The following is a 21,116-nucleotide window of genomic DNA, read 5'->3' as shown; positions in this document are numbered from 1 at the left end:
ACCCATGACGATGGAGCGGGGCTCCGTGGATCTTTCCGGCCGGGGCGGGCTGCCCCCCACCGACACCGACCTCGACGTCCGTGCCGTCCGGCCGGCCGGAGAAGCGGCGCCGCGCCGCGGGCCGGGCGGGCTGACCGACCTGCTGTTCCTCATGCTCGGCGCCGCCGGCCTGCTGGCCGTGATGATGCCGGAGGAAGGGCGCGACCGGCTGATGCTGCCGCTCGGCGTGATGACGCTGGCGATGGCGGCGCTGGCCGTGCTGTCGGTGCGCCGCGCCCGCGCCGCGGCGGCGGCGCTGGACCGCTCCGCCCGCCTGCTGCGCGCCGCCAACGAGGAACTGGCCGCCAGCCGCCAGCGCTTCCGCGATTTCGCCGAAGCCGCATCGGACTGGTTCTGGGAAAGCGCCCCCGACCACCGCTACACCTACGTGTCCGAACGGCTGCCGGAGATCCTCGGCGCCGACCCGGCGCCGGTGTTCGGCGATTCGCTGCTCGACCTCGGTGCGCTGGTCGAGGACACCGAAACCTGGCTGGACCATCTGGCCGACATCGAGGCCGGTCGGGCCTTCCGCGACTTGGAGGTCACGCTGCGCGACGGGGCGGGCGACACCCGCGTCTTCCGCATCAGCGCCCAGCCCTTCACCGACGCGGACGGGCGGTTCGCCGGCTACCGCGGCACCGGCATCGAGACGACCGCGGAGACGCTGGCCCTGGTCGAGGCGCGCTTCATGCAGTCGGTGGTGCACGACGCGCTGTCCAGCATCTCCGAGGGCTTCGTCCTGTTCAGCCCGGACGACCGTCTGATCTTCTGCAACGAGCGTTACCGCAGCGCCTATCCGAATCTGGCCGACGTGCTGGTGCCCGGCACCGCCTTCAAGGACATTCTGCGCGCCGCCGCCGAGCGCGGCGGGTACGAGGGCGACGACCGCGAGATGGCCGACTGGATCGCCGAGCGGATGAAGCGCCATCTGCTGCACACTGATCCGGTGGACGGCCGCCTGTCCGATGGGCGCTGGTACCGCATCAGCGAGCACGCCACCGGCTCCGGCGGCATCGTCAAGATCCTGATGGACATCACCGAGCTGAAGCGGCGCGAGGAGCAGCTCGCCGGCCAGACGGAGCGGCTGGAGGCCACTGTCAGCGCGCTCAGCGAGAGCGAGAAGCGCTACCGCCAGCTGGTCGAGCTGGCGCCCTACGGCATCGTCATCTGGGACCGCCGGGCCATCCGCTTCGGCAACGCCGCCGCGGCGTCCATCCTGGGGGTGGGCGGCAGCGGCGGGCTGGAGGGGGTGGATCTCAACCGCTTCATCGTCGAGGCGGAGACGGTGACGACGCGGCTCGGGCTGGGGGCGGAGGGCGAACACCAGCGGGTGGAATGCGCGATCGCCCGCCCGTCGGGCGAGCAGCGCCATGTGGAGATCGGGGCCTTCCCCGCGGTCTATCAGCGGGAGGCGGCGGTTCTCCTGGTGCTGAACGACGTGACCGAGCGCCGCCGCGCCGAGGCGGAGCTTCAGAAATCACAGAAGATGGAAGCGGTGGGCCGCATGGCCGGCGGCATCGCCCATGAGTTCAACAATATGCTGACCGCCATCGGCGGTTTCGCCCGGCTGGCCGAGCGGGCGCCGGACGATCCGGCGCGCGTCACCACCTGCGTGCGGGAGATCGCCAAGGCGTCCGACCGGGCCGCCGCGCTGACCGCCCAGCTTCTCGACTTCTCGCGCCGCCGTCCGTCCGACGAGATGGAGGTGGTGGCGCTGGCGGCGCTGGTGCGCGACCTGAAGATCTTTCTGAAGCCGCTGCTGAGCGCCGGCATCGATCTGGACATCCGCATCGGCGACGCGGACACTCACGCCGTCGCCAACCCGGTGATGCTGAACCAAGCCATCCTGAACCTCGCCCTCAACGCGCGCGACGCCATGCCCGACGGCGGGCGGCTGACCATCGCGCTGGACAGCGCCTTGCCGGATGCCGGCTTCTTCGGGCGGCATGGCGCGCTGGCGCACGGCCGCTACGCCGTGATCCGCGTCATCGACGAGGGCTGCGGCGTGCCGGAGGCGGTGCGCGACCGCATCTGGGAACCGTTCTTCACCACCAAGGAGCCCGGCAAGGGCACCGGCCTCGGCCTGTGGATGGTCTACGGCACCGCCCAGCAGGCCGGCGGGGCGGTCGAAATGGAGGCCGGGCCGGAGGGGCGCGGCAGCGTCTTCTCCATCCATCTGCCCGCCGTTCCCGCCCCCGTGAGGTCCGGTTCGCTGGTGGAAGGGCTGGGGCTGGGCGAGGACGAGGGTGCCGCCATCCTGCTGGTGGACGACGAGGACTCCGTGCGCACCTACGTCCGGCTGGCACTGGAGGAGGCCGGCTGCACGGTGACGGAGGCGGTGGACGGGCTGGACGCGCTGGAGCGCTGGGACGAATGCGGCGGGCTGTTCGACGCCGTGGTGTCCGACATGTCGATGCCCCGCATGAACGGGCTGGAGCTGAGCCGCGCCCTGGCGGAGCGCAACCCCGACCTGCGCATCCTCTTCCTGACCGGCTACGCGTCCCATGAAACGGCGGCGGACATGACGGCACAGCCGGGCCGACGGATCGTCATGAAGCCAGTGGCCCCGGACCGCCTGATCGAGGCGGTGCGCGGGCTGCTGGCCGAATGAGGCGGGGGTAGGGCATGGCATCGGACCAGAACATCGCGGAGGGCCGGGAGAATGGCCGGGATCTCGACGCGGATGGCGGAAGCGACGCCGTCGTCTGCCGGACCCCGGAGGACTTCTACGCCCCGCAGGGCCGCGACAGCATCGGCCGGCATTGCCAGCGCTATTTCGACGAGAACGCGCTGACCCCGACCGAGCTTCTGCACTCTCCCCGCCACCAGCAGAGCCTGTCCAACATCCCGACCTTCGTCGCCATCCTGCAGCAGGCGGAACGGGCAATGGACCGCAAGGGCGCGCTGACCGCCCTGGTCAACGAGGTCGCCCGGCTGACCCGCGAGCGGCTGAAGGACGCCCAGCCGCCGGATCTGACGGCGGCCACCTACGCCGCCACGGCGGAACGGCTGATCGCCTCCCGCGACGCCTTCACCGGGCGCTTCATGGTCGATGCGGCGCTGACCACCCACCTCTACCAGGGCCGCAGCTTCGCCGAGAAGGCGCGGCTCCTGCTGGAGTTGGCGGAGGGTCTGGAGGACGCCGACGCGCTGGCGCCGCTCGACCGGCTGTTCGGCGAGATCCTGCGCAGCGACACCGGTACCGCCTCCTGTTCCCTGGACGCGCCCTTCGTGGACCGGGTGGACATGATCGTGACGCTGATCGCCGGGGACAAGCCGCTGCCCGACGAGGCGCCGCCGGTCTTCCGGGGGCTCGAGGCGCTGGTGCGCCGCACGGCCATGCCGGTGCTGAGCGACAGCCTGATCGTCGCGCTGCGCCGCGAATTGTCGAAGCCCGACCGCTTCACCATCACCAGCGCCGGCGACCTGTTTGGGGTGGAGGCGGTGCAGCGGGAGATCATGGCGCTGAGCCAGGTGTCGCAGCGGCTGCGCACCGGGGAGGGCTATTTCGGCGGCGCCCGGACGGAAGCGGCGCTCCAGCGGCGCAGCGCCCTGCTCGTCAACGAGGACACGCTGCCCGAGATCACCAAGGGGCGGACGCTGATGCAGAAGCTCCGCATCCTGTTCGTCCTGCAGAGGATGCCGCTGTCGCCCAGCGCCGAGCGGGCGGTGAACGGCTACCTGACCCAGTTCTTCGACGGGCGGGATTTCGCCGGGCGCCTGCTCGACTGCTGGAAGGAGAAGACCGAGAAGCTGAAGGGGCTGGCGGAGGTGCAGAAGCTCGTGCTGGACAGCGCCTTCGCGGAGGACGCCCGTGAGCATATGGCCGGGCAGATCGACGAGATCCAGAACGCCTTCATCCGTACCCAGCGCCTGTTGAGCTCTCTTCAGGGCAAGGACGAGCCGAACCCCGACACGGTGCTGGAGATGGTGCGGCTGGCCGGCGACGGCGCCTTCTGCCGCGGCAAGAGCCGGGCGGCGGTCGCCAAGGCGCTGTACCGGCAGGTGCACCGGCCGCGCTTCGTGCGCTCCTTCCTGCTGGGGGCCACGGGCGGCAAGGAGCGCTCGGCCCGCGCCTCCTGGATGCGCGGGGCGCTGGGGGTGATCGGTGTGCCCTTCATCGACCTCGGCGCCATCCGCGTGCTGGTCGTCGACGACGAGGACGGGCCGCGGCACTTCGTCGAATCGGTGCTGCGCGACCTCGGCATTGGCCACATCGACACGGCGGCGGACGGGCAGGAGGCGCTGCTCCGGCTGGCCGGGGACGGGACCTACGACCTGATCGTCTGCGACTGGATGATGCCGAAGGCCAGCGGCCTGGACGTGCTGCGCCGGGTGCGCGAGGTGCGGCGCGATCTGCCCTTCCTGATGGTGACGGCGCTCGCCACGCTGAAGGCGGTGGAGCGGGCGCTGGCCCATAATGTCAGCGCCTACATCGCCAAGCCCTTCACTCCGGAGCAGCTTGAGGAAAAGGTCTTTCTCGTCCTGACCCAGAAATCAGCCCCCGGCGCCTGACCGCGACAGAACACGTCCAGGCGTGACAACTTTCAAACCTCGCAAGGGACATCAATTTTCTGACAGAACAAACAAAACGTCCGCAACGAAAGGTCTATGATCAACGCTCAGTCTTTTGATTCGATCAAGTAAAACTATTAATGAATGAGTCACGATTTCTCTTATAGCATTCCGATGGCCGAACGGCCGGCGCGCAATCGGTCATCGGCGCGCATTTGTCGGAAGGGTTGTCATGTTCGATAATTTGTCCATCCGCTCGAAGCTCTGGGGGTTGGTGGCTCTGGCAAGCATCGCGTCGGCGGCCGTCGTCGGCGCCGGCCTCTGGCTGAATTACCAGCGCATGCACGAGGACCGCGTCCAGTCCCTGCGCTTCATGGTGGAGGCCGCCCACAGCATGGCCGCTGCCTACGAGGCGGAGGCCGCCGCCGGCCAGATCACGCGGGAAGAGGCCCAGGCCCGTTTCAAGCGGTCGCTTCTCGGCATGCGCTACGACGGGCAGGAATATCTGTTCGCGATCACCCTGGACGGCTTCGGCTTCGCCCATCCCAGCCCGAAGCTGATGGGGCAGGAAGTGTCCGGCGTGAAGGACGCCAAGGGCGCGCCGATCCTGATGGACATGGCGCGAATCGCCAGGACAACGGGGGAGGGGACCTACGGATACTTCTGGAACGTCGCCCCGAACAGCGAGGAGACGGCGGCGAAGCTGTCCTACATCAAGATCTTCCAGCCCTGGGGCATCTACATCGGGACGGGCGTCTTCATCGACGACATCCGCGGCGCTTTCCTGAGCACGCTGTGGACCGTTCTGGCGGTGGCCGGTCTTCTGGCGGTGCCGGCGGTCTGCCTGATTGCGCTGGTCGGGGTGCGGCTCAGCGCCACGATCCGCAGCCTCAGCTCCCGCATGCACGCCCTGGCGGACGGTGATCTTTCCGTCGCCTTTCCCGAGGCGACCCGTCGCGACGAGATCGGCGCCATGGCCAGCGCCGCCCGCGTGTTCCTGAGCAACGCCGAGGAGAAGAAGCGTCTGGAGGCTGATCAGGCCGCCACGCTGCGCCGCTCGGAGGAGGACAAGCGCCGCACCCTCGCCGGTCTCGCCGAGCGGTTCGAGCGGAGCGTTGGCGAGGTGATGAAGTCGGTGTCGCTCGAAACCGAGGAGATGGAGCGCGAGGCCCAGGAGATGACCCGCGCCGCCGGGCAGACCGACCGGTTGGCCGGCGCCGTGGCGACGGCGACGGAACAGACCTCGGTCAACGTGCAGACGGTCGCGGTGGCGACGGAGCAGCTGTCGGGTTCGGTGGGGGAGATCAGCCGCCGCGTCGCCGACGCCTCGCGCATCGCGCGGGACGCCGCCATCGCGTCGGAGCGGGCGACCGGCAAGGTGACCGGGCTGGCCGAGGCGGTCGGACGGATCGGCACCGTGGTCAGCCTGATCAACGACATCGCGGCGCAGACCAACCTCCTGGCGCTCAATGCCACCATCGAGGCGGCCCGCGCGGGCGAGGCCGGCAAGGGCTTCGCGGTGGTCGCCGGCGAAGTGAAGAGCCTCGCCAGCCAGACCGCCCGCGCCACCGAGGAGATCGCCGCCCAGGTCGCCGGCGTCCAGTCCGCGACCGGCGAGGCGGTGGCGGAGATCGGCGGCGTGGCGCAGGTGATCGAGCAGGTGAACGGCATCGCCACGATCATCGCGTCGGCGGTGGAGGAGCAGGGGGCAGCGACCCAAGCAATCAGCCGCAACGTGCAGCAGGCCGCCGACGTCACCCGCGAGGTGGCACGCGACATCTCCGGCGTCACCGCCGCCGCCGACCAGTGCGGGAAGATGGCCTACGCGGTGCTGGAGGCGTCCCGGCAACTGGCCCAGCAGTCGGAAACCCTGAACGGCGAGATCGGCGGCTTCCTGCGGACCCTGCGCACGCAGTGAACGGCGGCGCGCCGGGACGTCAGTCGGCGGCGGCGCGCGTGCCCGCGTCCGGGACCGCCGTTGGAGCCGTCTTCTTCGGCACCGCCTTATCCAACGCCTGTTTCTCCAGAACGGCCGTTTCCACCCAGTCCGCAACGTGGCGGGCGACCGATTCCCAGCTGGGTTCGAGCATCATGCTGTGCCCCATCTCCGGGAAGAACACCGGCTCCGTCCGGAAGGCGCGGGCGGTGGCCCCGACCTGATCCTTGGGGATCAGCCGGTCCTCCTCCGCGCCCAGCACGGCCACGCGGGCGCCGCGGGCCGGCAGGAGCGGGAAGGGAATCCAACCGCCGATGTCCAGAAGCACGCGCTGCGACTCCTCCTGCATCAGCGGCTCGTAGCGCTTGGCCAACTCCAACGGCACCCGGTCGGAGAACATGGCGCGGCGCACCGCCTCCGCTTCGATGCCGTTGGAGAAGGTCATCAGCATGCCCATCTGCTGGAACACGTAGGGATCGCTCCAGGCCAGCCGCATTGAGGACTCCAGCAGGCCGTGCGGCGGGGCGGAGGCCATCAGGACCGCCCCCGGGAAGCGGCGGCGGATCAAGGCCCGCTGGACCACCATGCCGCCCATGGAATGGCCGACCAGCACCGGCGGCGCCGAACAGGCCTCCACCGCGCTCAGAACGTCATCCACATAGTCGGCGATACCGAAACTGTTCAGGCGCTCCCGCCCCTCGCTGGCGCCGTGGCCGCGCAGGGACACGGCGTGCGCCTCCCAGCCCTGCTCGGCGAACCAGGGCAGGAAATGCTCGTCCCAGATCCAGCCGCCGCAGAAGGCGCCATGGACGAACAGCAGGGGCACGGGCTTCACCGGTCCGGCAGGGCGGCGGCTGAGGATTTCGAGCTGGGGCATGGGCGGTCCGATCCGGATGCTGCGATGCGGCAGGGAAACCAGAGGTAGCCCGCATCGCTTCCGCTGTCGACCCGCGCTCAGCCGTTGGCTGCCTTGAGCAGATGGGTGGTGAACCAGGAACGCGCGGAATCCGCCACCTGATCCAGCTTCCCCGTTTCCTCGAACAGCCTGCCGGCCCCCGGCACGACCTCCAGCGCCTTGGTGCAGTGCAGCCGGGTAAAGGCGTCGTTGTTGAGGTCCAGCGCCGGGGCGTCCTTGCCGCCGACCACCAGCAGGGTGGGAGCGGCGACGGCGTTCAGCCATTCCTCCGCCAGATCGGGCCGTCCGCCGCGGCAGACCACGGCACCAACGCCATCATGCTCCGCGGCGCGCCCGGCCGCGATCAGCGCCGACGCCGCTCCGGACCCGGCGCCGAAGAAGCCGATGGGCTTGCGCTCCACCGCAGTAGTCGCGCGCAGGTGGCGGACGGCCAGCAGCAGGCGCTCGGACTGGCGGTGGACGTCGAACTGGTTGGCCGGGTCGGCCTTCTCCCCCTCGGTCAGCAGGTCAATCAGCAGCGTGGCGAATCCGGCCTCGCGCAATCGTGCGGCGACGCGGACGTTGCGCGGGCTCATCCGTCCGCTGGAGGTGCCATGGGCAAAGATTACCGCCGCCGCGAAATCTGCGGGCGCGTCGAACCGGCCCGCAAGGCCGAGCGGTGGAATGTAGAGCGTCGTCTCCATGCGCCTTTCCCCCTTTCGTTGGGCCTTGCCCCGATGAGGTGCCCGGCCGGTGGCTTAACAGGCCGGATGGTCGGTCCGTGCCCGATGGCCTACAGTGACGATCTCCGACCGAATCCAGAGATCGGTATCGTTCCCCGGTGAAGGGAGACCCACCTTTGTCAGACGAAGCCCCGCCCAACGCGCCGCCCACTGCCCCAGTGCTCGATCCCGCCGCAGTCGGGGCAAAGCTCGGCGCCACCGACTATCCGGAGCCGTTCCGCGCGGCGGTTGCCGGGCGCCTGCGCAAGCGGCTGGGCAACCCGCTGGGGATCACCAACTTCGGCGTGAACCTGACCCGGCTGGAGCCGGGCGCCGCCTCCGCCCTGCGGCACTGGCACACCCGCCAGGACGAGTTCGTCTATGTGCTGGACGGCGAACTGACCCTGGTCACCGACGCCGGAGAGACGGTCCTGCGTCCCGGCATGTGCGCCGGCTTCCCGGCCGGAAAGCCCAACGGGCACCAACTCGTCAACCGCTCCGACGGGCCGGCGACCTACTTGGAGGTCGGCGACCGCAGCGCGGGGGACGAAGCGCATTACCCGGACGAGGATCTGCGCTACGACAGCGTGACGGATCTCTTCACGCATCGCGATGGCACCCCCTGGTGAGCGGGGGCTCCCATCCGGTCAGGGCACCGCCCGCGCGCCGAGAAACGCCGGCTCCGCCAGTGGATAGGCGGATCGCCGCAACTGGGTGATGTGCTGGGCGGCCCGGGCGCATTGGCTGCGCAGTTCGGGCACCGCGGTCATCTCCCAGAAGGGCGGCCGGCTGACCGGGCCGAGCGCGAACAGCCGGTCCGACGCCTGCCCATCCTCGCCGATCAGGGCGCCGTCCATGGTGACGTCCAGCCCCAGCCGCAGCGGATCGGGCCGCGCCAGACCGCGCGTCAGCAGCGCCTTGACCAGCGGATGGGCGATCCGGCTGAAGTCGCATTCGGTGCCGGTGGCGTTGACGATGGCCCCCACCGTCCGGGTCCAGACGGTTCCTTCCGCCCCGCGGGCGCGGACGGTCGCCTCCACCCCGTTCGGAACGAGGCTCAGCGTCTGAAGGCGGCCGGCGCGGATGGTCAACCGCCCGTTCGCGCACAGGGCGGCGATGCGGGCCGCCACCTCCGGCGCGATGCGGTGGCGATGGACCTCCCAATAGGGGCGGACGTGGCGTAGGAAGCGCCGTCGCTCCTCGGTCGGCAGGTGGCTCCAGATCAGGTGATGGTAGGGCCGCAGCGCGTCGAAGGCCGATCGCCAGTCGAACCCCGTCTCCCGCGCGCGGCGGACGTCGGCCTTCAGGGCGATCAGCACGTCCAGCACGGTGCGCGGCATCACCTGCGGGTGGATGAAGCTCTTGAAGGGCCGCGTCTCCTCGTGCGTCTGGGGCAGCAGGCCGCGGCGCGACAGGGCGACGATCGGGCCGCGGTGCCCCTGGTCCTCCAGCGACAGCACGGTGTCCACCATGGTCAGTCCGGTCCCCAGGATCAGAACGGGTGCGTCGGAAGCGATCGTGCCCAGCGCCGGCCAGTCCCAGGGCGAGGCCACGTAGCGGCTGGAGGCGTAGACCTCCGGTGCCGGGACCGGCGGCGGCGAGGGGGCGAAATTGCCGACGCACAGAACCGCCGTGTCCACCGACAGGCTGGTCCCGTTGCCCAGCCGCAGCCGGGTGCCCCGCGCGTCCGACGCGATGTCCACCGCCTCCGCCTGCGACACGGTGAGCGAGACGTGGGGCGGGGCCATAGCCACGGCCTCCCGCAGGACGTCCTGGATGTAGGCGCCATAGCGGGCGCGTGAGACGAAGGCGTGGCCGCTGGGCGGCGGCGCCCCGGCCCCGTCGTCCTGCGCCCACAGCCAGCGGAGGAAGTGCCGCGGGTCATCCGGATAGGCGCTCATGTTGTAGGCGCGCACGTTCAGAAGATGCGCGGCGTTGGGCGTGGAGTAGGCGAGCCCGGCGCCGACGCTGGGCGTGCGTTCGATCAGGTGCAGGCTGGTCGGCTCATCGGCGCGACGCATCAGGTGCGCGGCGAGGACGCTGCCGGTGAAGCCGGCCCCGATGATGGCGATGCGGCGTTTCGAAGGGCGTGCTGACAACGTCGGCGCTCCTCTGCTCTGGCCGTACGAAAGGGGCGGTGATCCGGCGCTGCGGCGCCGGGAGGCCCAGCCGGCCACTGTTCGGTGCAGGATTGTACAGGTCAACCGCTATTCCGGTGTATCATCTCCCTCCGGACAGCGTTGGCGGAATCATAGTTAACAAGAAATTAACTATAAGCAGAGAGGGTTTCGTACGTTCGAACCATGTACGGCAGGACCGATGCGCAACCACCCTTTCCGACCCGCCCATGCCATTTCGCCCAATGCCATTTCGTCCAATGCCATGCCGGACGAGGCCGACCAGGCTCCGTCCGCGGCGCGTGAACCCGACGTGCAGCTGGCCGCCATGGTGCCGCAGAGCGTCAAGCGCGCCGTCCGCCGCCGCGCGGAGGAGGAGGGAACGACCGTCCGCAGCGTCCTTCTGCGCGCCCTGAAGCACGCCGGGATCGCTGAGGTGGAGGAGTCGGAGATCGCCGACCGCCGCATCGCCGCCGGGGCCGAACGCTCCGGCGTGTGGAAGGCCACCCGTACCCCCACCAGCGCCCGTTGACGAGAGCATCCCGCATCCCGCACGGTCTTACGGCATCATTTACCGAAAGCCGTCCTTCATGAGCCTTCTTCACCGTCTGTTGCTGCTCGTCTTCGTGGCGATGATCCCGGCGGCCGTCATCGAGGTGAAGAACGAGTTGGCCCTGCGCGCCGCGCGGGAGGCCGAGGTGGGGCGGGACGCCCTGCACCTCGCCGCGCTGTTCGAGGCAGAACAGCACCGCATGATCGACGGGCTGCGGCAGGTGCTGAGCACGCTGGTGAAGGCCGACCCGGCGCGCGCGCCCGGTTCTCCGGCCTGTCAGGCGCTGATGGACGATCTGCGCGCGTCGTATCCCGGTCATCTCGGCATCGTGATCGCCGGGCTGGACGGGGTGGTGCGCTGCTCGACCGACCGCACCTCGCTGGGGATTTCCATCGCCGACCGCGACTATTTCCGCGACGCGCTGGACAGCGGCCGGATGACGCTGGGCGAGCATGTCTTCCGCCGGACGGACGGGCGCTCCGCCATGCCCGTCGCGCTGGCCTTCAAAGACGCGGAGGGCCGGGCCGCCGGCGTCGTGACGGCGATGACCGACATCTCCTGGATCGCCGATTTCCTGTCCAAGCGGCCGCTGTCCGACAGCGCGCGGATCACGCTGGTGGATCGCCGCGACCGGGTGGTCGCCCAGGTGCCGCCCCTGCCCAGCCAGACGGGGCCGAACCAGACGGATGCGAATGGCACGCTGTCCCCATCCGTTATCGCGCTGCTCTCCCGCGATGCCCCCGGCGTCGCCGAGGTGACTGGGCCGGATGGACGGCCGCGTATCGTCGCCTATCAGCCGACCGGCCGGAGCCTGGACGGCGTCGGCGTCGTGGTCTGCCTCGACAAGGGCGAGGCGCTGGGACCGATCCGCGGCGCGATGGTTCAGGCGATGACGGGCATCGCCACCGTGCTGCTGCTGACGCTGCTCGCCGTCTGGTGGGGCGCCAGCCGGTTCCTGCGGCGGCCGGTGGCAGCCCTGGTCGCGACGGCGGAGCGCTGGAAGGCCGGCGACCTGACGGCGCGCAGCGGTGTGGCGAGGCAGTCGTCCGAACTCGGCACGCTGGCCCGCGCCTTCGACGGCATGGCCGAGGAACTTGCGCGCCAGCAGCAAATCCGGGAGCAGGCCAACGCGCGGGTCCACAAGATGGCCGCCGTTCTGGGCAGCACCACCGACGGCGTGTTCGAGGTGGATCGCAACTGGCGCATCACCTTCATCAACGAGCGCGCCCGGACGTTGATCTCGGGGGGACGCGACCTGATCGGCCAGGATTTGTGGGACATCTTCCCGGAGGTCGCCGCCAGCGCGTTCGGCGAGAACTACCGCCGCGCCATGCGGGATCAGACGCCCGTCGAGTTCGAGGAGTATTGCACGGCCTTCGAATCCTGGTTCGCCGTGCGCGCCTTCCCGTCACCCGACGGGCTGGCTGTCTTCTTCCAGGACACCACTGCCCGCAAGTGGGGGGAGGCGGCGCTGACCTCCGCCAACCGGGAGAAAAGCGCGCTGCTCGCCCAGCTGAACGGCCTGCTGCAGAACGCGCCGGTCGGCTTCGCCTTCTTCGACCGCGAGCGCCGCTACATCCGCATCAACGAGCAGTTGGCCGTTAGCAACGGCATCCTGGCGGAGGCCCATATGGGCCGCACGCTGGCGGACCTTCTTCCCGTCATCGGGGCCAGCGTCGAGCCGCTGATCGACCGGGTCTTCGACACCGGCGAGCCGATCCCCTACCGGGAAATCATGGGGGAGACGCCCAAGGAACCGGGCGTGACGCGCCATTGGCTGATCGCCCTGTTCCCCGTTCATGAGGGGATCAAGGTCGCGGCGGTCGGTGCCGTCGTGATGGAGGTCACCGACCTGCGCCGGGCCGAGACGGCGCGCCGGCAGAGCGACGAACGCTTCCGGTCGGTCTTCGAACTGGCCGCGGTGGGCATCGAGCGGGTGGGGTTGGATGGCCGCATCCTCGACGTCAACGCCAAGATCTGCGACATCGTCGGCTACCCGCGCGAGGAGTTGCTACGGCGGACCTACCGCGACATCACCGACCCGGCGGACCTGCCGACGGAGGACCGGCTGATCGAGCGGCTGCTGTCCGGCGAGCTGGTCAGCTACGCCCTGGAGAAGCGCTACCGCCGCAAGGACGGCGGGGCGGTGTGGGTGCGGGTGACCTCGTCGCTTGCCCGGATCACCGGCACGGAGCCGGCCTACCGCATCACCGTCGCCGAGGACATCACCGAGCGCAAGGCGATGGAGGCCGAGCTGCGTTCCGCCCGCGACGAGGCGGAGCGCGCCAACCTCGCCAAGTCGAAGTTCCTGGCCGCGGCCAGCCACGATCTGCGCCAACCGCTCCAATCGCTGTTCTTCTTCGCCGCCGCCCTGTCGGCCCATGTCGGGTCCCCCGCGGGCAGCAAGATCCTGACCCATCTGGAGCAAGGGCTGGACGCGTTGAAGGGGCTTCTGGACAGCCTGCTCGACGTGTCGCGCCTCGACGCCGGGGTGGTGACGCCGGTGTTCGAGGATTTCGACGTGGCGGAGGTGCTAGACCCGATCCGCGCCGCCTACGCGCCGGTCGCCGCAGGCAAGGGCATCGGCTGGCAGGTGGAGGTCGCCGCCGGGCGGGTGCGCAGCGACCGCACGCTGCTGGGCCGGCTGCTGCGCAATCTGGTCGAGAACGCCATCCGCTACACCGACAGCGGGCTCGTGCGGGTGCAGTGCCGGCCGGACGGGCGGTTCCTGTCGATCGTCGTCCAGGACACCGGAATGGGCATTCCCGACGATCATCTGGAGCGGATTTTCGAGGAGTTCCATCAGGTCGGCAACCCGGAGCGGGACCGCAACCAGGGCCTCGGCCTCGGCCTCGCCATCGTGCGGCGCCTGTCGCGGCTGCTCGACCACCCGGTGGAGGTGCGCTCCGCGGAGGGCAAGGGCTCGGCCTTCCGGGTTCTGGTGCCGCTGGGCGAATCGGTGGTCGCCGCCGCCGCGGGGGCGGGGAGTGCGGCGCCGGGGATGGGGCAGGGCCGCCTTGCCGTTCTGGTGGACGACGACGCCATCGTGCTGATGGGCCTTCAGCTGATCCTGACGGAGTGGGGGTATGCGGTGCTGGCGGCGGGCAGCGCCGATCAGGCCATGGAGCGTCTGTCGGCACAGACTCGCGTTCCCGACATCGTGATCGCCGATTACCGGCTGCGCGAGGGGCGGATCGGAACCGAGGTGATCCTGCGCGTGCGCGAGCGCTACGGCAGCGGAGTTCCCGGGGTGATCCTGACCGGGGAGACGGCGCCGGACTGTCTGCTGGACGCCACCGCCCACGGGCTGACGGTGATCCACAAGCCGGTGACCCCCCGTGAACTGGCGGCGGCGGTGGACCAGCAATTGAAGGCCGTGCCGGCGTGAGGCGTGCGCTGGGACCTTATCGCGTAAGGCCCCAGCGCCGATACCACGCGTTCAGGTCCCGCGCGGAGTCGATCCGGATCTTCGGCAGGTCGGCCTGATCGAAGGTCCGCAGGTTTCTCGCCCGGTTTCTCGGGGTGGTGACGGCGATGTGGCGGATCATCTCCCACTTGATGCTGTCCCGGCGGCCCTCCAGCGCGCCGCGCCGTTCCCGCTCGAACAGGGTTCGGCGGAAGTAGCGCAGCAGGCTGAGCGGCATGGGCACGTCCAGTTGGATCAGGCCCGTCGCCCGCCGGAAGCGCTGCGGAATGCAGCGTGAGTAGTTGCCCTCCATGACCCAACGCTCGCCGGCGATGGCCGCGTCGTGCAGGGCGATGAACTCGTCGGTCGGGCGTGGCCGCCAATCGGTGTCGGGGGCATGGTACAGCCGGTCGAGATGGACGACGGGAAAGCCGTTCCGCCGCGCGATCGCTTCGGCAAGCGTGGATTTTCCGCTGTTGGACGGCCCGAGAATGCAAATGCGGGGGCCGAGGTCGGAGAGCTGCATGGAGTGATACCGTCACGAAACGAAGCCGGTCGGGCCGCGATCGTTCGCGGACCGCAACATGGTGCGCATGGGGTGGATCGTCACCCGTCCGGCGGTCACTCCGCCTGGACGAGTTCCTTCGTGGCGGGGCGGGGGGCGACGGCGGAGCGGCCGGCGTCGGTCAGGCGGCAGACCAGCCAGTCGGGCTTCAGCGGATTGTGGAACCAGCGCTCGGCCCAGCCGGACTTCAGACAGCTTTCGATGGTCAGGCGCTTGACGCGTTGGCCGTCGCCGTCGAACAGGGGCAGCTTGCCGCCGGGCTGGTCCAGACCGTTGCGCAGCCACGCCGCCTGCGCCTCGGTGGGGCGGCGTCGGGACGTGCTGCGTCGGGGTGCGGCCATGGTTTGTCGCCTCGGAAGATGTTGCGGCCCTGCGGCCTGTGGCAAGATTCGGGCACTCTACATCGAAAGGGTTCGGCCATGGAATTCGTCTTCGCCTATATCACCGCAGGATCGCGGGACGAGGCCCGGCGCATCGGCCGCGCGCTGGTCGAGGAGCGGCTGGCCGCCTGCGCCAACATTTTTGACGGCATGACCTCCATCTACCGCTGGCAGGGTTCCATCGAGGAAGCCACGGAAACGGTGCTGATCGCCAAGACGCGGGCGGAGCTGTTCGACCGGCTGGCCGCGCGGGTGCGGGAGCTGCACAGCTATGACGTGCCCTGCGTGGTCGAGCTGAGGGTGGGGCGCGGCAACCCGGCCTATCTGGACTGGCTGCACGACGAGACCGCCTGACCGCCGAAGTGACTCACCGCATGCCCGCCATGACGGCGGCGCATTGGACCGCCTCCGACCCGCGTGCCAGTTTCGCAAGGGTTGCTTTCAAGCGCAAATCATCCGGATGCGGAGAATTTCCATGACCGACACATCGGCGCGGCTGTCGATCGGCTTTTCCTGGATCGGCCACGCGCTGATGCACATCGTAACGGCCCTGTTCCTGACGGTCGTCCTGGTGCTGGAACGGGAATGGAAGCTGCCCTACGACGAGCTGATCCGGCTGTGGACGCTGGGCGCGCTGATGATCGGCGTCGGCGCGCCGCTGGCCGGCTGGCTGGGCGACCGCTGGAGCGAATGCCGGATGATGGCGGTCTTCTTCCTGTTGACCGGGGCGGGGACCATCGCCTGCGGCCTGACCGACGGTCCGGAGGCGCTGCTGTGGGCGCTGGCGGTGCTTGGCCTCGGCGCCTCCATCTACCACCCGGTGGGCATGGCCTGGATGGTCAAGAACGCCACCAACCGCGGCAAGGCGCTGGGCTACCAGGGCATCTTCGGCACCGTCGGCATCGCTTCGGCGGCGGTGGTGGCCGGAGGCCTGACGGAATGGCTGGGCTGGCGCTCGGCCTTCCTGATTCCGGGGGCGATCTGTCTGGGGCTGGGCGTGGCGCTGGCCCTGCTGATCGCGCTGGGCAAGGTCGAGGATCGCCAGGGCGACGTGAAGCCAATCCCCAAGGCCTCGCGTGGCGACGTGATCCGCGCCTTCTTCGTTCTGTCGGTGACGATGGTCTGCGCCGGGCTGATGTTCAATGCCATGCAGGTGGTGCTGCCCAAGCTGTTCGAGGCACGGCTGAGCGATCTGCTCGGCGGCAGCACGCTGGGCGTCGGCGGCGTGGTGACGGCGGTCTATCTGTTCGCCGCCCTGCCGCAGCTCGTCGGCGGGCATCTGGCGGACAAGTACCCGCTGAAGCGCATCTACACCCTGTGCCTGCTGGTCCAGGTGCCGATGATGGCGGCCGTGGCGGTCCTGGCCGACCTGCCGCTGGTCGGTGCGGCGGCGCTGGTCGTCGTAGCCTCCCAGGTGCAGATCCCGGCAGAAAACCTCCTGCTCGCCCGCTACACCCCGGAGAAGCACCGAGGGCTGGCCTACGGAGCCAAGTTTATCCTGTCCTTCGGCGCCGGCCCCCTGGCCGTTCAGCTCGTCGCCCTGGTCTATGAGCGGACGGGCGAATTCGTCATGCTCTACATCACGCTGTCGGTTCTGGCGCTGATCGCCTTCGCGGCGGCGCTGCTCCTGCCGCGCGACCGTGACGCTCCGGCCAAGCCCGCCGCGGTCCCGATGGCGGCAGCGGAGTAACGGGTCACATTTTGTCCGGCAGGCTGGGGTAGGGCGCGTCGCCGGGCAGATCGGCGACCACCGTCCGCCCCTTCCAGGTCAGGAGCCATGCGTCACCAACCCCGGCGGCGCGGATCTCGGCCAGCCGGCGCAGGGCGGTCGGGCGGTCCTCCGGCGGCAGGACGAGGCGGTGGATGCGCCGGCCCTGCACGTCGGCCGCCACGATGTCGGCCTCCGGATGGCCCAGCCGCGCGCGCTGGGCTTCGGCCTGCCCACGCTTCGAAAAGCTGCCCGCCACCACGAGAAAGCGCCGTTCGGCGGGGCGCGGCATCGGCGGCAGCACGGCGATCTCCACCTCCGCCGTCACCGGAAGCGGTGCGGGCGGTGGCGTTGCGGGGGCGGGCGACGGTTCCGTTTCCGGAAGGGGAACCGGCACGCTCTCGGCACTGCGGACAACCGGCACGATCACAGGCTTGCAGACATAACCCTGGCTCAGGACGCGGAAGGTCGCGCAATCCTGCTGCAGCATGGCCGACAGCATGTGGTCGGTGCTGCTCTTGCTGGTTCCGACATACAGCAGCCCGTCGACCGCGAAGGACGCGGCGGTCATAGCCACCGGCGCCCCCGCGCAGCCGCCCAGCCCCACCAGCGCGACCGCCGCCACTCCCCGCCTGAGCCGTCCGCTCATGCCCCGCTTCCCCACCCTGTTCGCATCAGGGTCGGTGCTATGACCTGCGGAGGTCAATGGAACGGCCAGCGCTCAGCCCTTCGCGTCACGTCTACCTCTTGCGGGGTATCCTCCGTCCGCCGGGGCGAAACCCGCGTCGGACGGAGGGACGCCGGCATCAGGCGGCGGACAGCGCGCGGTCGAGGTCGGCGATGATGTCCTCGACGCTCTCCAGTCCGATGGACAGGCGCAGCACGTCCGGACCGGCGCCCGCCTGGGCCTGACCTTCCGGCGACAGCTGGCGGTGCGTGGTCGAAGAGGGGTGGATGATCAGCGACCGGCTGTCGCCGATGTTGGCGAGATGGCTGAGGAGCTGGACGTTCTCCACCACCTTCACGCCCGCATCGAAGCCGCCCTTGACGCCGAAGGTCAGCACGGCGCCGGCCCCCTTCGGCAGGTACTTCTTGGCGAGCGCGTTGTACTTGGAGGATTCCAGCCCGGCGTAGCTGACCCAACCCACCGCCGGATGGCTTTCCAGGAACTGCGCGACCTTCAGGGCGCTGTCGCTGTGGCGCTGCATGCGCAGCGGCAGCGTTTCGATGCCGTTCAGCGTCAGGAAGGCGTTCAGCGGCGCTTGGCTCGGCCCGAGGTCGCGCAGGCCGACGGCGTGACCGTGGATGGTGAAGGCCAGATGACCGAAGGTCTCCTGGAACTTCAGCCCGTGATAGCCGGCGTCCGGCTCCGACAGGGCGGGGAACTTGCCGGACTTGCTCCAGTCGAAGGTGCCGCTGTCGATGACCACGCCGCCGACCGAGGTGCCGTTGCCGGACAGGAACTTCGTGGTCGAATGCACGACCAGCGTGGCGCCCCACTGGATCGGGTTGATCAGGTACGGGGTCGCCAGCGTGTTGTCGACGATCAGCGGAATGCCGGCCTCGTCGGCGATCATGGCGATGGCCTCCAGGTCGGTGACCACGCCGCCGGGGTTGGCGAGGCTTTCCACGAAGATGGCCTTGGTCTTCGCGGTGATGGCGGCGCGGACGTTCTCCGGCTGGTCGGTGTCCACGAAGACGGACTTCCAGCCGAAGGCGCGCGGGAAGCTGGTGCCGAGCTGGTTGAGCGTGCCGCCGTAGAGCTTGCGCGAGGCGACGATCTCGTCGCCCGGCTCCATCAGCGGGAACAGGGCGAGCAGCTGCGCGGCGTGGCCGGAGGAGGTGGCCGTGGCCCCGGCGCCGCCTTCCAGGTTGGCGAGCCGCTCCTCCAGCACCGACACCGTCGGGTTGGTCAGGCGGGAGTAGATGAAGCCGACCTTCTGGAGGTTGAACAGCGAGGCCGCGTCGTCCACGTCGTCGAAGACGAAGCTGGTGGTCTGGTAGATCGGCGTCTGGCGCGCTCCGGTGGCGGGGTCGGGAGCGGCGCCGGCGTGGATGGCGCGGGTCTCGAAACCGAAGGACTTCTGCTCGCTCATGATGGCTTCCTCTGCTTTTTACATCAGTTTTTTGAAGGATTTGGCCGGTGCGGCCTTCTTGGATGTCAGGATGTTGGAGTTGACGCCGATGCGCCCGATCTCGTGGAACAGGCGCTGAAGCTCGATCTTGGGACAGCGGTTCATGACCACGGTCAGCCCAGCCGCCTCGGCCCGCGCCGCCGCCTCGTCGTTGCGGACGCCGAGTTGCATCCACACCACCTTGGCGCCGATGGCGATGGCCTCGTCCGTCACGCCCGCGGCGGCGGCGGCGTTGCGGAAGACATCGACCATGTCCGGCGGCTCCGGCAGCTCCGACAGGCTGGCATAGACCCGCTCGCCGAGGATGGTCTGGCCGGCCAGCTTCGGGTTGACGGGGATGACCCGGTAGCCCTTGTCGCGCAGGTACTTCAGCACGATGAAGCTGGCCTTCACCGGGTCGTTCGACGCGCCGACCAGGGCGATGGTCTTCACCCGATCCAGGACTTGGCGGATGAACTCGTCGCTGTAGCCGTCGTGCGAGGGGACGGGGCCGCTCATTGGCCGCACCACACCGGAGGGCGCTTCTGCAGGAAGGCGTCGATGCCCTCCTCGGCATCGCGGGCCAGCATGTTCTCGGTCATCACGCGGGCGGCGTAGGCGTAGGCCTCCTCCACGTCCAGCTCGATCTGGCGGTAAAAGGCCTCCTTTCCGATGGCGAGCGTCAGCGGCGACTTCGCGGCGATCTTGCCGGCGGCCTCCGCCACCACGGCGTCGAGCCGGTCGGCCGGCACCGCACGGTTGACGAGGCCGATGCGCGCCGCCTCGTCGGCGCCGATCAAGTCGCCGAGCAGAAGCATCTCCATGGCCGCCTTGCGCCCCACGGCGCGACTCAGTGCCACCATGGGAGTGGAGCAGAACAGGCCGATGTTCACGCCCGGCGTGGCGAATCGCGCCGTGTCTGCGCAATAGGCGAGGTCGCAGGTGGCGACGAGCTGGCACCCCGCCGCCGTGGCGATGCCGTGGACCTTGGCGATCACCGGCTGGCGGAGCCGGCTGACCGTCAGCATCAGTTTGGAGCACTGGACGAACAGCGACTCATAGGCCGCGCGGTCCGGGTTGGCGCGCATCTCCTTCAGGTCGTGCCCGGCGCAGAAGGCCGGCCCGGCCCCGGCCAGCACCACGGCGCGGACCGCGGGGTCCTGGTGAATGGCGTCCAGCTCCGCCTGCAGCGCGCCCATCAGCCCGACGGACAGGGCGTTGCGCGCCTGCGGGCGGTTCAGCGTCAGGGTGGCGACCCCGTCGCGGTCCTCGCGGAGAACCAACGGCGCGGAGTCGCCGATGAGGGGCGGGGTGTCGTTCATCGCTGTCCAATCCTCCCGGATGTTTTGATCGTTGGCGGGAACAGTACCCCGACCGCCCCCGCCACGGAACCGGGCGTGTGGTCCGATCATCTAATGGTGCCAAGGCGGACAACTCAACCTATTTGTTGATTAATTTTATAGATTTAATACCATTTATCGCTGGATAGTTGTGTGAAATGGGCGACGCCGCGATGCGCTTGGCGGGCCGGGCAATGTCCGCCATGATCGGGTCTTCATAAGAAAAGCCATGGGTGAGGGAATGAGCGCGCCGGTCGTGTCCGCCGAGGAGTTGGAAGCCCTGATTCGCGAGGGCGTGCCGCTGGTCGGCAATTACGGGATCACCATCGAGCAGCTCGGCGCCGGGACCGTGCGCATGAAGCTGCCCTACAACGACAGCTTCGTCCGTCCCGGCGGCACGGTGACCGGGCCGGCGATGTTCGGGCTGGCCGACGTGGCGCTCTACGCCGCCGTGCTCAGCCTGATCGGGCGGGTGGAACTGGCGGTGACCACCAGCATGACCATTAACTTTCTGCGCCGCCCGGCGCCGGTCGCCATCACCGCGGATTGCCGGATCCTGAAGATGGGCAAGCGGCTGGCCTACGGCGAAGTCCTGCTGTTCTCCGAGGGCGATCTGGAGCCGGTCGCCCACGCCACCGGCACCTACTCGATTCCGCCGCACGACCCGGTGACGCTCGCGGTATCAAGATACCATGATCCGGAGAACGCCTGAAAAATCCAATGATATCAATGACTTTGCTTTCGCGGTAAAATGATACCGCGACCGTAGGCCGTTGATATAAAAGAGATATTTTTCCGTTGACAGAGTCCCCGTGCGCTGCGTACA

The 21,116-nt window shown here is 69.3% G+C and carries 18 protein-coding genes; 9 read left to right on the top strand and 9 right to left on the bottom strand.

The genetic code is table 11. The annotated features are described in order from the left end of the window. The first annotated feature begins 25 nt into the window (after positions 1-25). The 3 genes from H1Q64_RS12390 to H1Q64_RS12380 all read left to right on the top strand — a co-directional run bounded on the left by H1Q64_RS12390 (position 26) and on the right by H1Q64_RS12380 (position 6,472). Positions 26-2,650: a response regulator gene (locus H1Q64_RS12390; RefSeq protein ID WP_237903732.1), complete on the top strand. Its 2,625-nt coding sequence runs from the start codon at positions 26-28 to the stop codon at positions 2,648-2,650. A gap of 14 nt (positions 2,651-2,664) precedes the next feature. Continuing rightward, complete coding sequence (locus tag H1Q64_RS12385) at positions 2,665-4,554, top strand: response regulator (RefSeq protein WP_237903731.1); 1,890 nt, start codon at positions 2,665-2,667, stop codon at positions 4,552-4,554. Positions 4,555-4,786: 232 nt separating this feature from the next. Then, positions 4,787-6,472 (top strand): methyl-accepting chemotaxis protein, encoded by a 1,686-nt coding sequence (locus H1Q64_RS12380; RefSeq protein ID WP_237903730.1) that lies wholly within the window; start codon positions 4,787-4,789, stop codon positions 6,470-6,472. A 19-nt stretch (positions 6,473-6,491) separates the two neighbouring features. Here H1Q64_RS12380 and H1Q64_RS12375 read toward each other — a convergent pair whose 3' ends face one another. Next, positions 6,492-7,367, bottom strand: coding sequence for an alpha/beta hydrolase (locus H1Q64_RS12375; protein ID WP_237903729.1), 876 nt, complete (start codon positions 7,365-7,367; stop codon positions 6,492-6,494). Between the two features lie 77 nt (positions 7,368-7,444). Beyond that, positions 7,445-8,089, bottom strand: coding sequence for a dienelactone hydrolase family protein (locus tag H1Q64_RS12370; RefSeq protein WP_237903728.1), 645 nt, complete (start codon positions 8,087-8,089; stop codon positions 7,445-7,447). Between the two features lie 155 nt (positions 8,090-8,244). Between H1Q64_RS12370 and H1Q64_RS12365 the strand changes: the two genes are divergently transcribed. Beyond that, positions 8,245-8,736, top strand: a complete 492-nt coding sequence (locus H1Q64_RS12365; protein WP_237903727.1) for a cupin domain-containing protein — start codon at positions 8,245-8,247, stop codon at positions 8,734-8,736. A gap of 18 nt (positions 8,737-8,754) precedes the next feature. On the opposite strand, the gene H1Q64_RS12360 is transcribed toward H1Q64_RS12365, so the two are convergent. Continuing rightward, complete coding sequence (locus tag H1Q64_RS12360; protein WP_237903726.1) at positions 8,755-10,206, bottom strand: FAD/NAD(P)-binding protein; 1,452 nt, start codon at positions 10,204-10,206, stop codon at positions 8,755-8,757. A 283-nt stretch (positions 10,207-10,489) separates the two neighbouring features. Between H1Q64_RS12360 and H1Q64_RS12355 the strand changes: the two genes are divergently transcribed. Together H1Q64_RS12355 and H1Q64_RS12350 are read left to right on the top strand one after the other, a co-directional pair. After that, the gene (locus tag H1Q64_RS12355; RefSeq protein ID WP_237903725.1) at positions 10,490-10,756 is read left to right on the top strand and encodes a hypothetical protein; all 267 of its coding nucleotides are present in this window, start codon (positions 10,490-10,492) and stop codon (positions 10,754-10,756) included. 58 nt (positions 10,757-10,814) lie between these two features. Continuing rightward, positions 10,815-14,165, top strand: a complete 3,351-nt coding sequence (locus H1Q64_RS12350) for a PAS domain-containing protein (RefSeq protein ID WP_237903724.1) — start codon at positions 10,815-10,817, stop codon at positions 14,163-14,165. Between the two features lie 16 nt (positions 14,166-14,181). Here the strand turns inward: H1Q64_RS12350 and H1Q64_RS12345 are convergent, their stop codons facing one another. Both H1Q64_RS12345 and H1Q64_RS12340 read right to left on the bottom strand, forming a co-directional pair. Continuing rightward, positions 14,182-14,709 (bottom strand): isopentenyl transferase family protein, encoded by a 528-nt coding sequence (locus H1Q64_RS12345; protein WP_237903723.1) that lies wholly within the window; start codon positions 14,707-14,709, stop codon positions 14,182-14,184. 95 nt (positions 14,710-14,804) lie between these two features. Further along, positions 14,805-15,089 (bottom strand): hypothetical protein, encoded by a 285-nt coding sequence (locus H1Q64_RS12340; RefSeq protein ID WP_237903722.1) that lies wholly within the window; start codon positions 15,087-15,089, stop codon positions 14,805-14,807. Positions 15,090-15,167: 78 nt separating this feature from the next. Here H1Q64_RS12340 and cutA point away from each other — a divergent pair, with 78 nt between their 5' ends. Both cutA and H1Q64_RS12330 read left to right on the top strand, forming a co-directional pair. Further along, positions 15,168-15,482, top strand: coding sequence for a divalent-cation tolerance protein CutA (cutA, locus tag H1Q64_RS12335; protein WP_237903721.1), 315 nt, complete (start codon positions 15,168-15,170; stop codon positions 15,480-15,482). A gap of 121 nt (positions 15,483-15,603) precedes the next feature. Beyond that, positions 15,604-16,818, top strand: a complete 1,215-nt coding sequence (locus H1Q64_RS12330; RefSeq protein ID WP_237903720.1) for an MFS transporter — start codon at positions 15,604-15,606, stop codon at positions 16,816-16,818. A gap of 4 nt (positions 16,819-16,822) precedes the next feature. Here H1Q64_RS12330 and H1Q64_RS12325 read toward each other — a convergent pair whose 3' ends face one another. From H1Q64_RS12325 to H1Q64_RS12310, 4 genes are all read right to left on the bottom strand, one after another. Beyond that, positions 16,823-17,485, bottom strand: coding sequence for an SPOR domain-containing protein (locus tag H1Q64_RS12325; protein ID WP_237903719.1), 663 nt, complete (start codon positions 17,483-17,485; stop codon positions 16,823-16,825). 157 nt (positions 17,486-17,642) lie between these two features. After that, positions 17,643-18,932, bottom strand: coding sequence for an O-acetylhomoserine aminocarboxypropyltransferase (locus tag H1Q64_RS12320; RefSeq protein WP_237903718.1), 1,290 nt, complete (start codon positions 18,930-18,932; stop codon positions 17,643-17,645). Between the two features lie 18 nt (positions 18,933-18,950). Then, on the bottom strand, positions 18,951-19,469 hold the full coding sequence (locus H1Q64_RS12315) for a CoA-binding protein (protein WP_237903717.1): 519 nt from the start codon (positions 19,467-19,469) through the stop codon (positions 18,951-18,953). Further along, positions 19,466-20,272, bottom strand: a complete 807-nt coding sequence (locus H1Q64_RS12310) for an enoyl-CoA hydratase (RefSeq protein ID WP_137140458.1) — start codon at positions 20,270-20,272, stop codon at positions 19,466-19,468. The genes H1Q64_RS12315 and H1Q64_RS12310 overlap by 4 nt, the downstream gene beginning before the upstream one ends. 259 nt (positions 20,273-20,531) lie before the next feature. On the opposite strand from H1Q64_RS12310, the gene H1Q64_RS12305 reads away from it, so the two are divergent. Continuing rightward, the gene (locus tag H1Q64_RS12305) at positions 20,532-21,002 is read left to right on the top strand and encodes a PaaI family thioesterase (RefSeq protein ID WP_237903716.1); all 471 of its coding nucleotides are present in this window, start codon (positions 20,532-20,534) and stop codon (positions 21,000-21,002) included. The last annotated feature ends 114 nt before the right edge of the window (positions 21,003-21,116 follow it).

It is taken from the genome of Azospirillum brasilense (genome assembly GCF_022023855.1).
Taxonomy (GTDB): Bacteria; Pseudomonadota; Alphaproteobacteria; order Azospirillales; family Azospirillaceae; genus Azospirillum; species Azospirillum brasilense_F.
Note: the sequence above shows the minus strand (reverse complement) of the source record. Positions and strands in the feature narration are given on the sequence as shown.

Coding starts and splice junctions, on each gene's coding strand:
- H1Q64_RS12385 (WP_237903731.1), top strand. CDS start 2,665: ATGGCATCGGACCAGAACATCGCGGAGGGCCGGGAGAATGGCCGGGAT.
- H1Q64_RS12380 (WP_237903730.1), top strand. CDS start 4,787: ATGTTCGATAATTTGTCCATCCGCTCGAAGCTCTGGGGGTTGGTGGCT.
- H1Q64_RS12375 (WP_237903729.1), bottom strand. CDS start 7,367: ATGCCCCAGCTCGAAATCCTCAGCCGCCGCCCTGCCGGACCGGTGAAG.
- H1Q64_RS12370 (WP_237903728.1), bottom strand. CDS start 8,089: ATGGAGACGACGCTCTACATTCCACCGCTCGGCCTTGCGGGCCGGTTC.
- H1Q64_RS12355 (WP_237903725.1), top strand. CDS start 10,490: ATGCCGGACGAGGCCGACCAGGCTCCGTCCGCGGCGCGTGAACCCGAC.
- H1Q64_RS12350 (WP_237903724.1), top strand. CDS start 10,815: ATGAGCCTTCTTCACCGTCTGTTGCTGCTCGTCTTCGTGGCGATGATC.
- H1Q64_RS12345 (WP_237903723.1), bottom strand. CDS start 14,709: ATGCAGCTCTCCGACCTCGGCCCCCGCATTTGCATTCTCGGGCCGTCC.
- H1Q64_RS12340 (WP_237903722.1), bottom strand. CDS start 15,089: ATGGCCGCACCCCGACGCAGCACGTCCCGACGCCGCCCCACCGAGGCG.
- cutA (WP_237903721.1), top strand. CDS start 15,168: ATGGAATTCGTCTTCGCCTATATCACCGCAGGATCGCGGGACGAGGCC.
- H1Q64_RS12330 (WP_237903720.1), top strand. CDS start 15,604: ATGACCGACACATCGGCGCGGCTGTCGATCGGCTTTTCCTGGATCGGC.
- H1Q64_RS12325 (WP_237903719.1), bottom strand. CDS start 17,485: ATGAGCGGACGGCTCAGGCGGGGAGTGGCGGCGGTCGCGCTGGTGGGG.
- H1Q64_RS12320 (WP_237903718.1), bottom strand. CDS start 18,932: ATGAGCGAGCAGAAGTCCTTCGGTTTCGAGACCCGCGCCATCCACGCC.
- H1Q64_RS12315 (WP_237903717.1), bottom strand. CDS start 19,469: ATGAGCGGCCCCGTCCCCTCGCACGACGGCTACAGCGACGAGTTCATC.
- H1Q64_RS12310 (WP_137140458.1), bottom strand. CDS start 20,272: ATGAACGACACCCCGCCCCTCATCGGCGACTCCGCGCCGTTGGTTCTC.
- H1Q64_RS12305 (WP_237903716.1), top strand. CDS start 20,532: ATGAGCGCGCCGGTCGTGTCCGCCGAGGAGTTGGAAGCCCTGATTCGC.